We start from the raw sequence: 14,735 nt of genomic DNA on the forward strand, positions 1-14,735 counted from the left end.
CCGATGCAACATCAAACGATGAAATCACCAGCCTCCAAGGAGAGCGGCGGCTTTTCAAACGCGTTCTTCATTTTTGGGCGCCTACCCCAAGCGCAGGCCTTTCGGATAAAAGTTTTTCACCGTTCCTTTCACTTCTTTCCCCCAGGCGAATGGAAATCCATCCACGGTCACGAGCAGCCAACCGCGGTCGCCGCCGGTGGACAGCGTCTCCCCGCGCCAATAGCGGACGATTTCCTCGCTTGTGCTTGCCAGATCCAGCACATGTCGTGCTTCTTCCGCCCGAAGCGCCAAGGCGAGGGCATGGTTCGGCTCAAACCGTTCCTTTTTCGCCTCGCCAAGATGGAGGCCGACGCGAACGACTTTTAAGCCGGATAAATCAGGGCAAGGATCGGGCAAAACGGACACATGGGTTCCAAAGGATACGAACACGCCGCTTCGTTCTGTTCGCAACGCTTCTTGTTCAAACTGGCGATACAGGCGAAGAACCGTTTTTGGCGCGTTCGATTTCGCCCACCGCCCCCGCCACGATGGGGTGGGCCGCTGCTTTTGCAGCTTGGCGATAAAGTGCCCTTCCCCTTTGACGCGGTGCGGCCAAAGGCGGGCGGTGTGCGCGAGATCGGATCGCTTCGTTTTCGTCCACTCCGGCCGCCCCGGCTCGATGCCGCCGATTTTCGCAATCGGCAACAACCGCAAATCTTCGTACGTCTCAAGCAGCCATTCAATCGTTTGTTCGTTTTCTTCGGGGGAGAACGTGCACGTCGAGTAAACGAGAATGCCGCCCTCTTTCAGCATCGCATAAGCGCTTTGCAAAATGCGGCGCTGCCGGGCCGCGCATTCTTCTACGTGCGCTTGGCTCCAAAACGAAGCCGCCTCTTCCTCTTTGCGAAACATTCCTTCACCCGAGCACGGGGCATCGACTAAAATTTTGTCAAAAAAGCCAGGGAACCGCTCGGCGAGCGTTTCCGGCGCTTCATTGACGACCACGGTATTGGTCAAGCCAAGCCGTTCGATGTTTTCGGCCAGCGCTTTGACCCGCTTCGAATGAATGTCATTGGCGACAAGCAGTCCCTTGTTTTCCATCATGGCGCCAAGCTGGGTCGTTTTCCCACCGGGGGCGGCGCACAAGTCGAGCACCCTCTCCCCCGGGGCAGGGCGGAGCGTTTCGGCGACCGCCATGGCGCTCGGCTCTTGGATGTAGTACAGGCCGGCCGCGTGGTATGGATGTTTTCCCGGTTGTTCATTCGGGTCATAATAAAACCCGGTCGGGCAAAACGGCACCGGGGAAAGGGAAAAGGGCACCGCTTTTGCCCGGGCGTCCGGGTCGATTTTCAACGGGTTGACGCGCAAGCCGTTCGTTTTCTCCTCGCGTTCATAGATAGCCAAGAACGCGTCGGCTTCTTGTTGAAGCAGCGTTCTCATTTTTGCGGCAAACGCTTCCGGCAACTTCAATGCAGCCAAACTCCTTTCTTGATTTCCGTCATGCGCCTTTTTTTGGCCATTTGATCTTCGGCTCGGTGTTGTTCAAAATGCGTTGAATGTTGGCGCGATGGCGATAGAAGATAAACGAGGCGAGCAACAACACCGCCACCGTCAACGGAATATCGTCTGTGAAAAAGACCGTATACACGACCGCATACAGCGCAGCGGCCATCGATGACAGCGAGACGTAGCGCGAAATCGCCAAGACAACAAGAAACACGGCGATGAGCGACAAAAAGAACAACGGGGAATAAAACAGCATCACCCCGCCCGAGGTCGCCACCGCCTTGCCGCCGCGGAACTTGGCGAACACCGGATACATATGGCCGACGACAGCGACCGCCCCGGCTAACAGCGGATGAACAGGGACGGAAAAAAACATCGGCAAGCTCGCCGCCAACGTTCCTTTTAGCATGTCACCGACAATGACGATCGTTCCCGCTTTCGCCCCAAGCACGCGGAACGTGTTCGTCCCCCCTAGATTGCCGCTTCCATGTTCGCGGATGTCGATTCCGTAGCCAATTTTCCCGACAAGAAGGCCAAACGGGATCGAGCCAAGAAGATAAGCGAGAAGCAAAATCAGTGCAGTCATGAAGCCCAACACCCTTTACTCAACAAGTTTGTGCATGTTTCTATTTTATCATGTGCGGCCAAAAACGGTAGACAGGAATTTTGCATTTCAAGGACATAGCCGCTAAACTGAAAAGAAGAAACGGGCTGTCGGCAAGTTCGTCCGACTCCGGGCAGATGAGAAAGGAGCGACCTTGATGAAAACGACGGTTGTATGGAACGGAAACATGTCATTCAGCGGCCAAAGCGCCTCCGGGGTGACGATCCCGATGGATGCCGCGAAGGATGTCGGCGGCAACGATTCGGGCGCGCGGCCGATGGAGCTGTTGCTTCACGCCTTGGCCGGCTGCACCGGCATTGATATCATCCTGATCTTGCGCAAAATGCGCCTAGAGGTCCGGGCGTTTTCGATGGAAGTGGAAGGAACGCGGGCTGAAGACCACCCGAAGCGGTTTACAGAGATTCATATCCATTACGCCCTTGAAGGCGATTTGCCGGAAGAAAAAGTCGTCCGCGCCATCCGGCTGTCGAAAGAAAAATATTGTTCCGTCTCCCATTCGTTACACGCCGCCATTACGGCGAGCTATTCGATCAACGGCGTGCGCGGGAAGGAGACGATCTAACAAGGAAAAGGGTTTGGCGTTCATGGCCGTTTCGTGTGGCATAGCGCCGGATAACCATATGATGAACAAGGTGTTCCGATCGTTTGCGGGACACCTTTTTTGTTAGAACAGATAATGGTGATCAGTCGTTTGGAAGGAGACGACCGGCATTCGCGTTGCTCCGTTAAACAATCAAAACGCCGTCGGATAAGATTACAGAGGTTGTTCGAAAAGGCCTGTCTGACGGCCTTTGGTGGACAGCCTCTTTTTCTAATTTACAAAAAATTTACAAAAAAGAATCCTTTTGTCCCTATTATTCTACTTATTCATAAAGATATAATCGGTAGATGAAGGAAAGATACACAGGGAAGGAGAGGAAACGATGAAGGGTTCGGAACGGTGGGGAAAACGGATGTTGTCGGCATTGGCGGCAGCCGCTGTATTGGCGGCAACGCCGGTTGGGGCGGCAGGGAACGGGAAAAGCAAAGGAAAGCCGCCTGCTTCTTCGCACCGTTATATTGAGGTGCAGCTTCTTGGCATCAACGATTTTCACGGCCAGCTCAACGTGACGAGAAAAGTCGGCGGGCGAGAAGTCGGGCGAGCGGATTATTTGGCCGCTTATTTGAAACAGCGGGAGGCAGAAAACAAAAACACGCTGCTCGTCCATGCCGGCGATGCGGTCGGCGCCAGCCCGCCGGTATCGGCGCTGTTGCAGGACGAGCCGACGATCGAAGTGCTGAACAAACTCGGCTTTGACGTCGGCACGCTTGGCAACCACGAATTTGACGAAGGAGTAGCGGAAATGCTCCGCCTGATCCATGGCGGGTATCACCCGGCGACCGGCGATTTCGCTGGGGCGGATTTTCCGTACGTGAGCGCCAACGTCGTTGACAAAGAAACGAAACAACCGATTCTTCCGCCGTACGTCATTAAGCGGGTCAACGGCATGCCAATCGGGTTCATCGGGGTGACATTGACAGATACACCATCGATCGTGACACCAAGCGGCGTCGCTGGGGTGGAATTCATCGACGAAGCGACGGCGATTAACAAAGCCGTGCGGGAACTGAAGAAAAAAGGGGTGCGCACGATCGTCGTTCTCGCCCATAACCCAGGCGCATCCAATCCGGATGGAACAAACGCAAGCGGAGAAATCGTCGATATGGCCAACAACATCGACGATGAAGTCGATGTGATTTTCGCCGGTCATAACCATGCCTATTTAAATGCGGTGGTGGACGGCAAGCTGCTCGTTCAGTCGTATTCGTACGGCACGGCGTTTTCTGATGTCGATTTGAAAATCGACCCGCGCACAAAAGACGTCGTGGCCAAACAAGCGGAAATCGTGACGACGTATCATGACGGCATCACGCCGGATCCGGAAATCCGGGCCCTCGTCGAAAAATATGAAGCGAAAGTCGCACCGCTTGTCAACCAAGTCGTCGGCACGGCGGCTGAAACGATCACCGACGAGCAAAACGCGAGCGGCGAGTCGGCTTTGGGCAATTTGATCGCCGATGCCCAGCGGGCGGCGATGAACACCGATTTTGCCTTTATGAACCCGGGCGGCATTCGCGCGGATATTGAACAAGGTGAGGTGACGTGGGGAGAGCTGTACAACGTTCAGCCGTTCAACAACCAGCTCGTGAGAATGACGCTCACCGGCGCGCAAATCCGCGAGCTTTTGAACCAACAATGGCAGCCGACCCAAACGCGCATGCTGCAAATCTCCGGCCTCCGCTATACATGGAGCGCCAGCAGACCGGCAGGGAACAAAGTCATCGACATTCAGCTTCCTGATGGCACACCGCTCAATCCGAACGGCGAGTACACGGTGACGGTCAACAGCTTCCTGGCTGATGGCGGCGATGGGTTCACGGTGCTGACGCAAGGGACGAACCGTGAAGTAGGGCCGGTCGATTTGGATGCCCTCGTCTCGTACATTCGCGGCCTTGCGCAGCCGTTTTCGGCGCGGATGGAGGGGCGGATCAACCGCCTTCCGTAACACGTGTTGACTCAAGGCGAACGCTCGCCAAGCGAATGAAGAAGGTGTCCCCCAAAGGCCCGGGGACACCTTTTTTCGCTGCGAATGGCGGGGTTGCTGCCGCTTGTGATCGGACGACCGAAAACAGATCGTTCAGGCGATTGGTTTCCACCGCTCAAGATGATTTTTGCTCGAATAGCTTGATGATCTCGATGATCACTTCGGCCGCTTTCACCATATTGTCGGCGGAAATGTATTCGTAGCGGCCGTGGAAGTTTTCGCCGCCGGCGAAAATGTTCGGCGTCGGCAGTCCCATATAGGAGAGCTGCGACCCGTCCGTGCCGCCGCGGATCGGTTTCACCTTCGGCTCGATGCCCAAGTTCGTCATCGCTTCGTGGGCGATGTCAACGATATGGCGCACCGGTTCGATTTTTTCGCGCATGTTGTAATATTGGTCGTTGATTTCGAGCGTGATTCGATCGGTTCCGTATTTTTGGGCGAGCGAAGCCGCGATGTCTTTCATGTTCGCTTTCCGCGCTTCAAATGACTCGCGGTCAAAATCGCGGATAATGTAATGGAGCTTCGTTTCCTCTACATTGCCTTGGAACGAAAGCAAATGGTAAAACCCTTCATATCCTTCTGTATGCTCAGGCGCTTCGTTCGCTGGCAGCTGTTGCTGGAACTCCATGGCGATTTTGATCGAGTTGATCATTTTTCCTTTCGCCGTGCCCGGATGGACGTTTTTGCCTTTGATCGTGATTTTGGCTTCCGCCGCGTTGAAACTTTCGTATTCCAATTCGCCGAGCGGCCCGCCATCGACCGTGTAGGCAAATTGGGCGCCGAATTTGGCGACGTCAAACTTGTGCGGCCCGCGGCCGATTTCTTCATCCGGCGTAAAGGCGACGCGCACTTTGCCGTGTTTGATGTCCGGATGCTTGATGAGGTAGTGCATCGCCGTCATAATTTCCGCGATTCCCGCTTTATCGTCGGCGCCCAATAGCGTCGTTCCGTCTGTCGTAATGAGCGTATGCCCTTTGTAGTGGGCAAGCTCCGGGAAATCGTTGGGCGACAAGATGATGCCTTGTTCCTTATTTAACACGATGTCGCCGCCGTCGTACGAGTCGATCAATTGCGGGTTGACGTTGGCCCCGGTAAATTCTGGCGCGGTGTCCATATGAGCCAAAAAGCCGATCACTGGCACGTTTTTGTCCGTATTGGCCGGCAATGTCGCCATCACGTAGCCGTTTTCGTCGACCGTCACTTCTTCCATCCCGATCGCTTTCAGCTCCTCGACCAGCATGTTCGCCAACTCCCATTGTCCTTGAGTCGACGGGCACGTATCGCTTTCTGGATCGGATTGAGTGTTGACTTTCGCGTAGCGGATGAAGCGTTCGATCAGTTCCTGTTTCATGGATTCATCTCCTTATGTACAAGTTTTTTTGAATGAGCGAATCATTCCGCCGATGCAGTAAGAAAAAAGAGGCGGTTCCCGTTTTATTTTACCATAGGCGGCTTCAAACGGTAAAAAAAGAGGGGACCATTTCCATGCCCAATAATGGATGTGATCCCCAGCATTCACCGGGGGGATCAACACGAGGATCGTCTTAAAAATTTTATACCGCTAAACTTGAGGGGATGGGGACCATTTCCTGCTTGGCGCTATGGTGCCCCGAAGTTGGCGTACGGCCGCTGCCATTACAGGCGCCGGTGACAGAGGACGGATGGTATAATGAAAAGGCCAGTGCCTCGTTAGAAACGCGAACGTAGGTGCTTTCTGCCTCGGGCGGATGAAACAAACGGAAAGGAGAAGCCAAACGATGCGATTCAACTATGTGTCCCATCTATATTGCCCCAAATGTGCACGTACATATGATGTCGATCAAGTTCATCAACTTTGCGAATGCGGCTCGCCGCTTTTGGTCGCCTATGATTTGGAGGCGATGCGCCAAGAAGGGGTGAGGGAAGCGCTTAAGGAACGCGAACCGAGCCTATGGCGGTATCATGAGTTGCTTCCGGTGAAACGCCCGGAACATATCGTGTCGCTCGGTGAAGGGATGACGCCGCTCGTGCCGATGCCGCGCTTAGGGAAGGAAATCGGCATTGAAGCGCTGTACATGAAAGACGAGGGGGTTATTCCAACAGGGACGTTTAAAGCCCGCGGGGCGGCGGTCGGAGTTTCCAAGGCGAAAGAACTGGGCGTCAAACAGCTCGCGATGCCGACCAACGGCAATGCGGGAGCGGCGTGGTCGCTGTACGCAGCGCGGGCGGGCATCCGCGCGACGGTCGTCATGCCGGTCGATGCGCCGGAACTGACGCGCAAAGAATGCGCCATCGCTGGGGCGGAGTTGTATTTCGTCAACGGCCTCATCAGCGACGCTGGGCAAATCGTGGCGAAAGCGATCCGCGAATACGGCTGGTACGATGCTTCTACATTAAAAGAACCGTACCGGATTGAAGGAAAGAAAACGATGGGGCTTGAGATCGCCGAGCAGTTCTCTTGGCAGCTTCCGGATGTCATTTTGTACCCGACCGGCGGCGGGGTCGGAATCATTGGCATTTACAAGGCGTTCAAAGAACTGAAAGCGCTTGGCTGGGTGAGCGGCAAGATGCCGCGGCTGGTCGCCGTGCAGGCTGAGCATTGCGCGCCGATCGTGAAGGCGTGGAACGAAAAAAAGCGCGAATCGGAGTTTTGGCCGAATTCCCATACGGTGGCATTTGGCATCAATGTCCCGAAAGCGCTCGGCGATTTCCTTGTGCTTGAGGCGGTGTATGAAACGGACGGCTGTGCGATTGCGATCAGCGATAAGGACATTTTAGCGGAACAGCGGGCGGTGGCGAAACTGGAAGGGGCGTTCATTTGTCCGGAAGGGGCGGCGGCGTTTGCGGCGGCCCGTAAGCTGCGCGAGAGCGGCTGGATTCGCGACAGGGAGACGGTCGTCGTACTCAACACGGGGACGGGATTGAAATACGCTGATTTGATTCAAGTCGCCCCGCCGGTGCTCGAGCGGGGGGATGAGCTACCAAAGGAGAATGGATAAATCGATGGAGTAGGATAACGTGGAAAAAAATGATAGACAAACGAAAAGAGATATTGTATACTAAATTCATCGGAATAATAAAAATGAATAAACGATTCATCTTCGGGGCAGGGTGAAATTCCCGACCGGCGGTGATGAGGCGCTTGGCCTCTCAGCCCGCGAGCCGCAAGGCAGGATCCGGTGCGAGTCCGGAGCCGACAGTATAGTCTGGATGGGAGAAGATGAAGGTTTGCCGGCGTTTGGCGTCATTCGCCTGACGCTTCGTTGAGTTCGCCCTTTTTCTCCCTTACGCCCTTGGGTTTAAGGGAGTTTTTATTGGCGTCCCCGCTCGGCAGCCTTCTTCTTGTGAGGATGAATCACGAGAAGGAGAGGAGAACAAGCGTGAAATTCATCAACACCCGCACCTTTGTGGCTGTCGGGATTTTGAGCGCTGGTGCGTATTTGCTTATGATGCTCAATTTTCCGCTTCCACCGTTTCCGAACTTTTTGCTAGTCGATTTCAGCGACATCCCGGCCCTTTTCGCCGCGCTTTTGTATGGCCCGCTTGCCGGCGTGCTTGTGGAACTGCTGAAAAACGTGCTGAACTATGTTCTCGTCGGCAGTGCCACCGGCGTTCCCATCGGACAGATCGCCAACTTCACGGCCGGGGTGGCGTTCATTTTGCCTGTTTCCTTTATTTATCGAAAAGCGGCATCGAAAAAAGGCATGCTGCTTGGACTGGCGGCGGGAACAGCGACAATGGTTCTGATCATGAGCGTGCTGAACTACTACGTTTTTTTGCCGGCGTATACGCTTTTTCTCGGCGCTCCGGCGATGAGTGCGCCGGAAACAAAAGCATTGGTCATTTCTGCGATTTTGCCGTTTAACGCGGCAAAAGGAGTGCTTATGGCGGTTGTGTTTATGCTCCTCTTTCTGCGCCTTCGCCCGTGGCTACAAAAACAGGCTGTCGCACGCCGGGCAGCATAGCGAAAAAACGAGGGGTTCTGTTCCAATCCCTCGTTTTTTCATTTCTGCTGTCGATGAGTGGGGAGATTCGATTCTCTTCACCAAAACCGAAACTTGGATACCGATTCGGCGAACCGCTCTTCTTTAAACGGATTGGCGGTCATCGAATACCCGCGCTCTTCCCAGTAGCCCGGCTCGTCCTTTTTCATGAAGCGGATGCCGGACGCCCATTTCGCCCCTTTCCATAAGTAAAACGTCGCCGGTGGAATAAAGCGGAGCGGATAGCCGTGCTTCGGCGAGATGTCTTGCCAATCGTGATGCTTGTCTTTCCAGCGGTAGACAAACAGTGCATCATCGCCCATCAACGCGTCAAGCGGCAAGTTCGCCGAATAGCCAAACCGGTCGCCGTTTAAGTAGCCGTAAATTTTCACGTATTTGACATCGGGATGCAGCTCCACAAAGCGCAAAAATTCGCGGAAGGCGATGCCTTCGAACGTCGTGTCGAATTTCGACCACGTCGTTACGCAGTGCATATCCACGGTCGAAATCGTCTTCGGCAGCCGCATCACTTCCTCATATGACAGCGACACTTCCTCTTTCACGTCACCGAACAGCCGAAAATTCCACGTCGCTTCATCAAATGAGTATACGTCTCCTTCGTGCAAAATCGGCCATTTTTCCGTTTCAAATTGGCCGGGAGGGAGTTGTTTCGACATAAGCAGCCACTCCTTTATGATTGATGATCGAACATCGGCGCAAGGGAAGCGAACAGACGTCATTTTCCTTTGGTGCGGCCATTGCCGACCACCGAGTGGACCGAGGATCATGCTCATCGGTTTTGTCGGCCGGCATGACGTCCGTTGTTTTTCGGTGGCAACGGCTTCTCCCCGCATCGAGCATCAGGGCTGGAAGATCCAACGCGGTTCTCCCTGTTTTTCCATTATATCATATCCGAGAAGAAAGGATGGGCGCTTCCGTTTTTCTGACGTCGAGGAAGCGGAGGTTGGCGAACGTAAAGATGGAGAAAGGAATGGCGGAGTCATTTTGCCATGAAGCCAAGTTGGATACGGAATATTTTTGTCAATATTTATTGATTTTCTACTTTTCCTAATTATATAATGATAATAACAAATTTGAAACAGTCGTTCCGAAATTCGGAACGAAGGTGGGAGGGAGAGGCTGGCGAAGAAAGGGAAGGCAAAGGTGTGATGAGAGCATGGACAGCGAAATCAGTTACGTCGAAGGGGGAAAAAGAAGAACATGGTGCTTATTGGTGTTGCGATCGTGATCATCGGTTTTATCATTCGCATCAATCCGCTGCTTGTTGTCACTTTGTCTGGATTGGCAACAGGACTCTTCGCCCATCAATCGCTCTATGAGATTATTGAACAATTTGGAAAGGCGTTTACAACCAATCGATATATGGCAGTGTTCATCGCCACTTTGCCTGTCATTGGTCTTTTGGAACGGTTTGGATTGCGCGAACAGGCCGAACATGTAGTGTCAAACATCAAGGCGGCGACAACCGGACGCATTTTGACCGCGTACTTAGTCATACGGGAAGCGGCTGCCGCGGCTGGACTCACTTCCTTGGGCGGACATGCCCAAATGGTTCGCCCACTTGTGGCTCCGATGGCAGAGGGGGCGGCCGAGGCGAAATACGGAACATTGCCGGATCGCGTCCGTGACGACATTCGCGCCCATGCGGCAGCCGTGGACAACATCGGACTGTTTTTCGGCGAAGATGTGTTCATTGCGATCGGGGCGATTTTGTTGATGAAAGGATTTTTTGATCAAAACGGCATTCCGTCTGATCCGCTGCATATGGCGTTATGGGCGATCCCAACTGCCGTAGCTGCGTTGATCGTGCACAGCTTCCGCCTTCATCGGCTGGACCGCTCCCTTCACAAGCTTCTCCATCGGGAGAATGGAAAGGGGCGAGCATAAATGTGGCTGTCAATGGAAGCGGTTTACATATTCTTAGGAATCGTTGTCACGTTAGGAAGCGTCTGGACGTTTGCCGACCGAAGCAACCCGAAACGCCTCACATCCGGGCTGTTTTACTTGCTTTACGGTGTGACGTTATTGTTTGGCAGCGTCATCCCGCCTTTTTATACAGGGGTGCTAGTCCTCATCATGGTGGCTATTGTAGGATTCGGAGGATTGAAGCTGGGAAAATACGAAGAAGCATCCCCGGAAGAAAGGCAGCAACATCGCCAGCGTTTGAACAACCGCCTGTTCATCCCGGCGCTGTTGATCCCGATCTTGACTGTCATCGGTGTAACTTGGCTGAAAAATTTCAAAATCGGAGGCGCGTTCCTTCTCGATCCGAACAACTTTACTCTCGTATCATTGGGAGTGGCGACGTTCATGGCGTTGCTCATCAGCATGGCGATGACTCGGTCGACTCCGTTTGCAGCGGTCAAAGAATCGCGTCGGCTGCTTGAAACGATCGGTTGGGCCGCCCTTTTGCCGCAGATGTTGGCGACGTTAGGAACGATCTTTACAACAGCCGGGGTGGGTGCCGCTGTTTCCGAGTGGATCAGTACCATCATTCCGACTCATTCGCTGTTTTGGATTGTTGTGTCTTATTGCGTTGGCATGGCATTGTTTACCATGATCATGGGCAATGCTTTTGCCGCCTTCCCCGTTATGACCGCTGGAATCGCGGTCCCGCTGCTGATTCAACAATTTGGCGTCGACGCGAATCATGTCGCCGCTCTCGGGATGTTTTCCGGCTACTGCGGCACGTTGATGACGCCGATGGCAGCGAATTTCAACATCGTTCCCGCCGCTTTGCTTGATCTACGAGATCAACATCATGTCATTCGCGTGCAAGTGCCGACCGCGCTCATTCTTTTGGCGTTTAACATTGTGGCGATGTATGTGATCACGCTCATGGACTGATAAAGTCATGATCAAAAGGGGATGAAGATGCGATGAAAACCGTACTTGTGACCGGATTTGCGCCGTTTGGAGGAGAAACGGTGAATCCATCGCTAGAGGCGATCAAGCCATTCGCCGGTTGGAAAACCGATACGTATACGGTTGAGACAAGGGAGATTCCAACGGTATTTGGCAAAGCGATTGAGACGTTGTATGCCGCGATGGAAGACGTGGTTCCTGACCTTGTCATTTGCGTTGGTCAAGCGGGAGGACGGCCTGATCTTTCGATTGAAAGAGTGGCGCTCAATGTGAATGATGCGCGCATTCCGGATAATGAAGGCAATCAGCCGATTGACACGCCGATTGTTCCGAATGGTCCGGTCGGTTATTGGTCCACATTGCCGGTCAAGGCGATGGTCCATGAATTAAGACGACACGGTATACCGGCTTCCGTCTCGCATACGGCTGGAACGTTTGTGTGCAATCACCTGTTTTATGGACTCATGCACTATATCGCTGAGTCGCAACGGCCCATTCGAGGAGGGTTCATCCATATCCCGTATTTGCCGGAACAAGCCGCCCGTCATCCAGGGCAGCCGAGCATGGCGTTGGAAACGGTGGTGAAAGGATTGCGGATTGCGATCGACGTCGCATTCCGGCAGGAGGAAGATATCGCAACGAGCGAAGGATCGATCTGTTAAGGAAAGAGCAGCGAGCGCCGCATCGGAAACACGAACGGTGCTGTATCCTTCACCTCTCGGCATCAATCGGGCCAAGCAAAAGCGATCGCCATCGAGGGGGAAGGCGAAGCGGCCATCGCCACCGCGAACGTTTCGCCTATGCCTCCTGCTGTTCCAAGCGTGCGTTTCAGCGCCCGGCCTGATGGATCGTTGCGACGATGTGTTCTCCAGAGGGAAAGATCAACGCAAGGGATCAATCCGACAAGAGTATCCTAATTAAAACGAACGGTTCCGACCAACGCGGAGCCGTTCATTTTTTATCCTCAGGCGACAGCAGCAGGAATCATTTCCTTCCTCATTGCGCACACCGTAATAATATTAAGAAGATAAAATATCATGAAAATGTTAATAAAAAATATGTTGACAACATTTAAAAAAATTTTTTATTATATGGGTGACTAGTCACCCAAGGAGGTGAAATGAAAATAATAAATCAAAAAAGAAAAAAAGAAGAAATTATTGAAGTGGCTGCTAGAGAATTTGCAGAAAAAGGGTATGACGGCGCAAACATTAATGAAATTGCAATAATGGCTGGTATCGGAAAGGGAACAATCTATCTTTACTTCAAAACAAAAAAAGATCTTTATCTCGAAACTATTCGAGCAATTGTTGATAGGTTTAATGAGATGTCTGAGCAGATTGTTTCCATGGATTTAAATCCATTTGAAAAGCTTAAGCTTGTTATTGAGACGTTCTTCCAGCTGGAACGAGAAAGCATTTCCTACTTAAAGCTGTGGTCTCGACATCAATTCCAACATAATCCTGTCTTTCCTGAAGAAGTATCAAAAATTTTTAAAGACTTGCGGCAGCCATTATGCGAAATTATTGAGGAAGGTGTTGAGAAAGGAGAGTTTTCAACCCCTTACCCAACTGTCACAGGTTACTTTATCCTATCGTTAATCGTAATGCTAATGCCAAACCTTCAACGTCCGAATAGTGTACCTTTGGTTCAGGAGGAAGAACGCATACCCTTTATCTTAGATACTGTGCGAAAATTGTTACAGAAATAGGGAGGTTACTCCCTCTCTATTTCTAAATAATTATGGGTGAACGGTCACCCAATAAAATGTAGGAGGTTGCTACAGAATGGAATGAAATTGGAATACGGCAAGGCTTAACCTACCCAATTTCTCCAAAGTTACTGTAGATGAGCAAATTTGCTAACATAAATTGACAGCTAAACAAAAAAGGAGACATGAACCCAGCTCCTTGAGTAAAATAGATGTGCTCAAACTACCCGCAAGGAGGTTCATGTCTCATGAATAGATTAGCACATCATCAAGGAATCCACAAGTTTTTCATGACGCTGGGATTGGCGCTTTATTTCTCGAAACCGGTCATCAAGCATCTCGTTCATATTGTGGATGCCTTGACTACCAAGGGATTTTCGGGAACATTGACCGATGTCCATCACTGGAGTTTTCATCCCAATCATCGAACCACGCTCAGCCATTTTTTCACGAAAAGCCCTTGGGATGAAGAGACGTTGCTTCGCAAACTCCAGCAATGGATCCTTCATCGCATCCAGCGAATCGCCAAACAGGAGAATCAACCCCTTTTTGTTTCGATTGATGATACGATTTGCCAAAAAACGAAGCCTTCGTCACGGGCTGCCCGCGCCATTCAAGGGTGTGATTGGCACTACTCGCACAAAGATCATCAATCCGTTTGGGGGCATTCGCTCGTTTGGCTGATGGTGCATACTTTCTCGCAAGCGTTCCCGTTCGCCTTTCGTCTGTATGACAAGACGGCGGGAAGAAGCAAGATCGACCTAGCGATCGAGATGCTTTCCTCGCTCAAGGGGAAACGGGCTCAGCCGGTGTATGTGCTCATGGATTCGTGGTATCCGTCCCAAGCGCTCATCGAAGCCTGCCTGAAACAAGGATTCCATGTCATCGCCATGCTCAAGACGAACCGGATTCTCTATCCGAAAGGTATCGCCATCCAAGCGAAGAAGTTCGCCCGCTATATCGAGCCCAACGACACCCGCCTCGTCACGGTGGGGAAGGAGCGTTACCGCGTGTATCGCTACGAGGGAGCGATCCATGGCCTCGATGACGCGGTGGTGCTGCTGGCTTGGAAGGCGGATGAACCGATGACGCCAGATCATCTCCATGTCGTCTTGAGCACCGACCGGGAGCTAGGCGATGAAGAGATCTTGCGTTATTATGCCCAGCGCTGGACGATCGAATGCTTTTTCCGGCAGGCCAAAGACCAGCTGAAGCTCGATGGGTACCGTGTTCGTCACATTCGGGCGGTGAAACGGTATTGGGCCGTGGTGCTCTTAGCCTGCGTATACAGCATCGCCGAATCTCAGCAAGACCTCTCTTCCGGCCTGGAGCTTCTTCGGTCTCGGAAAGGGCACAGCGTCGTCGAGTTCATCTACGATGCCGCGAAGCAAGATATTCCCATTGATGTGATCAAAAAACAGCTCCATGTCGCCTAAGGGGTCCCCTGTTTGTCTCTTAGGGCATGGAAATTATTGTAATGA

Annotated in this window: 13 protein-coding genes and 1 riboswitch; of the genes, 9 read left to right on the forward strand and 4 right to left on the reverse strand. The window is 52.6% G+C overall.

Annotated features, from left to right (window positions below; genetic code table 11):
* Positions 1-81: 81 nt before the first annotated feature.
* A complete protein-coding gene (locus NST29_RS08960) occupies positions 82-1,449 on the reverse strand; it encodes an RsmF rRNA methyltransferase first C-terminal domain-containing protein (RefSeq protein WP_033020797.1) in 1,368 nt (455 codons plus the stop codon).
* 28 nt (positions 1,450-1,477) lie between these two features.
* Positions 1,478-2,071 carry a glycerol-3-phosphate 1-O-acyltransferase PlsY gene (gene plsY, locus NST29_RS08965; RefSeq protein WP_033020798.1) on the reverse strand — a complete coding sequence of 198 codons (594 nt, stop codon included), beginning with the start codon at positions 2,069-2,071 and terminating at the stop codon, positions 1,478-1,480.
* A gap of 175 nt (positions 2,072-2,246) precedes the next feature.
* On the opposite strand from plsY, the gene NST29_RS08970 reads away from it, so the two are divergent.
* Together NST29_RS08970 and NST29_RS08975 are read left to right on the forward strand one after the other, a co-directional pair.
* Positions 2,247-2,672, forward strand: a complete 426-nt coding sequence (locus tag NST29_RS08970; RefSeq protein ID WP_033020800.1) for an OsmC family protein — start codon at positions 2,247-2,249, stop codon at positions 2,670-2,672.
* Positions 2,673-3,033: 361 nt separating this feature from the next.
* Complete coding sequence (locus NST29_RS08975; protein ID WP_033020805.1) at positions 3,034-4,656, forward strand: 5'-nucleotidase C-terminal domain-containing protein; 1,623 nt, start codon at positions 3,034-3,036, stop codon at positions 4,654-4,656.
* A gap of 154 nt (positions 4,657-4,810) precedes the next feature.
* On the opposite strand, the gene pepT is transcribed toward NST29_RS08975, so the two are convergent.
* Positions 4,811-6,046: a peptidase T gene (pepT, locus tag NST29_RS08980; protein ID WP_033020806.1), complete on the reverse strand. Its 1,236-nt coding sequence runs from the start codon at positions 6,044-6,046 to the stop codon at positions 4,811-4,813.
* A 406-nt stretch (positions 6,047-6,452) separates the two neighbouring features.
* Here pepT and NST29_RS08985 point away from each other — a divergent pair, with 406 nt between their 5' ends.
* A complete protein-coding gene (locus NST29_RS08985; RefSeq protein WP_172418556.1) occupies positions 6,453-7,673 on the forward strand; it encodes a threonine synthase in 1,221 nt (406 codons plus the stop codon).
* 94 nt (positions 7,674-7,767) lie between these two features.
* Positions 7,768-7,900, forward strand: a riboswitch (FMN riboswitch).
* Positions 7,901-8,054: 154 nt separating this feature from the next.
* Positions 8,055-8,639 carry an ECF transporter S component gene (locus tag NST29_RS08990; protein WP_244319365.1) on the forward strand — a complete coding sequence of 195 codons (585 nt, stop codon included), beginning with the start codon at positions 8,055-8,057 and terminating at the stop codon, positions 8,637-8,639.
* Positions 8,640-8,716: 77 nt separating this feature from the next.
* On the opposite strand, the gene NST29_RS08995 is transcribed toward NST29_RS08990, so the two are convergent.
* Positions 8,717-9,334 carry a sulfite oxidase-like oxidoreductase gene (locus NST29_RS08995; protein ID WP_172418554.1) on the reverse strand — a complete coding sequence of 206 codons (618 nt, stop codon included), beginning with the start codon at positions 9,332-9,334 and terminating at the stop codon, positions 8,717-8,719.
* Between the two features lie 544 nt (positions 9,335-9,878).
* Between NST29_RS08995 and NST29_RS09000 the strand changes: the two genes are divergently transcribed.
* From NST29_RS09000 to NST29_RS09020, 5 genes are all read left to right on the forward strand, one after another.
* Positions 9,879-10,565: a DUF969 domain-containing protein gene (locus NST29_RS09000; RefSeq protein ID WP_061912129.1), complete on the forward strand. Its 687-nt coding sequence runs from the start codon at positions 9,879-9,881 to the stop codon at positions 10,563-10,565.
* Positions 10,566-11,525 (forward strand): DUF979 domain-containing protein, encoded by a 960-nt coding sequence (locus NST29_RS09005; protein WP_061912130.1) that lies wholly within the window; start codon positions 10,566-10,568, stop codon positions 11,523-11,525.
* A 32-nt stretch (positions 11,526-11,557) separates the two neighbouring features.
* Positions 11,558-12,205, forward strand: coding sequence for a pyroglutamyl-peptidase I (gene pcp, locus NST29_RS09010; RefSeq protein ID WP_061912131.1), 648 nt, complete (start codon positions 11,558-11,560; stop codon positions 12,203-12,205).
* A gap of 458 nt (positions 12,206-12,663) precedes the next feature.
* Positions 12,664-13,254 (forward strand): TetR/AcrR family transcriptional regulator, encoded by a 591-nt coding sequence (locus NST29_RS09015; RefSeq protein ID WP_197055022.1) that lies wholly within the window; start codon positions 12,664-12,666, stop codon positions 13,252-13,254.
* 248 nt (positions 13,255-13,502) lie between these two features.
* A complete protein-coding gene (locus tag NST29_RS09020) occupies positions 13,503-14,690 on the forward strand; it encodes an IS701 family transposase (protein ID WP_033843015.1) in 1,188 nt (395 codons plus the stop codon).
* Positions 14,691-14,735 lie beyond the last annotated feature (45 nt).

It is taken from the genome of Geobacillus sp. FSL W8-0026 (genome assembly GCF_037966255.1).
Classification (GTDB): domain Bacteria; phylum Bacillota; class Bacilli; order Bacillales; family Anoxybacillaceae; genus Geobacillus; species Geobacillus icigianus.

Bases quoted from the DNA above. Each gene is read 5' to 3' on its own strand.
- plsY (WP_033020798.1), bottom strand. From the start codon at position 2,071: ATGACTGCACTGATTTTGCTTCTCGCTTATCTTCTTGGCTCGATCCCG.
- NST29_RS08970 (WP_033020800.1), top strand. From the start codon at position 2,247: ATGAAAACGACGGTTGTATGGAACGGAAACATGTCATTCAGCGGCCAA.
- NST29_RS08975 (WP_033020805.1), top strand. From the start codon at position 3,034: ATGAAGGGTTCGGAACGGTGGGGAAAACGGATGTTGTCGGCATTGGCG.
- pepT (WP_033020806.1), bottom strand. From the start codon at position 6,046: ATGAAACAGGAACTGATCGAACGCTTCATCCGCTACGCGAAAGTCAAC.
- NST29_RS08985 (WP_172418556.1), top strand. From the start codon at position 6,453: ATGCGATTCAACTATGTGTCCCATCTATATTGCCCCAAATGTGCACGT.
- NST29_RS08995 (WP_172418554.1), bottom strand. From the start codon at position 9,334: ATGTCGAAACAACTCCCTCCCGGCCAATTTGAAACGGAAAAATGGCCG.
- NST29_RS09000 (WP_061912129.1), top strand. From the start codon at position 9,879: ATGGTGCTTATTGGTGTTGCGATCGTGATCATCGGTTTTATCATTCGC.
- NST29_RS09005 (WP_061912130.1), top strand. From the start codon at position 10,566: ATGTGGCTGTCAATGGAAGCGGTTTACATATTCTTAGGAATCGTTGTC.
- pcp (WP_061912131.1), top strand. From the start codon at position 11,558: ATGAAAACCGTACTTGTGACCGGATTTGCGCCGTTTGGAGGAGAAACG.
- NST29_RS09015 (WP_197055022.1), top strand. From the start codon at position 12,664: ATGAAAATAATAAATCAAAAAAGAAAAAAAGAAGAAATTATTGAAGTG.
- NST29_RS09020 (WP_033843015.1), top strand. From the start codon at position 13,503: ATGAATAGATTAGCACATCATCAAGGAATCCACAAGTTTTTCATGACG.